Below are 514 nucleotides of genomic sequence, written 5' to 3'. Positions count from 1 at the left end.
CCACCAGCGACATACAAGCCTTTCAGAACACCTAAATAGACCGAATCGTGCGAACCCACATATTTGGGCGTAAATTTGATGCCTTTCTGTTCTAGTTCAGATTGCGTGATGATGGAAGCCGCAAACGCGCGCGGAGCCGGAAAAGCAATCGTCTCCTCTTGCAGATCATCAAGAGTAACTGACTGCCCTTTTCTCGCCACAATAATCCCTGTAATACGTTTGTTCTTCGCTCTTGCTAACGCCGTATAACCCGGAGTTTGATTCACCAACGTAAAGTGATAAGGATTCATGTACGCGATGTCATATTCTCCAGCCATTAAACGGGCTTCAAAAGTAGGAATATCACGCGCAGTAGCAAATTTGATTTCAACTCCGGCAAGCTCACCCCAACGTTGCAGTAAGGGTTGCCATTGTTGAACTAATTTGGTGGCCGATTGTTGTGGCACCACACCAAAAACAAGAGAGGGCTGAGCGAAGATGGAAGGCGATAATATGCATAACGTCATAAGCAACG

The 514-nt window shown here is 46.5% G+C and carries 1 protein-coding gene; it reads right to left on the bottom strand.

Annotated elements, in window-relative coordinates; genetic code table 11:
- On the bottom strand, positions 1 to 512 hold a 512-nt coding region (locus R7M92_RS25070), incomplete at its 3' end, for a phosphate/phosphite/phosphonate ABC transporter substrate-binding protein (protein WP_318134584.1).
- Between the last annotated feature and the right edge of the window lie 2 nt (positions 513 to 514).

The organism is Vibrio sp. Vb2880, from assembly GCF_033337975.1.
Taxonomy (GTDB): Bacteria; Pseudomonadota; Gammaproteobacteria; order Enterobacterales; family Vibrionaceae; genus Vibrio; species Vibrio alginolyticus.
Note: the sequence above shows the minus strand (reverse complement) of the source record. Positions and strands in the feature narration are given on the sequence as shown.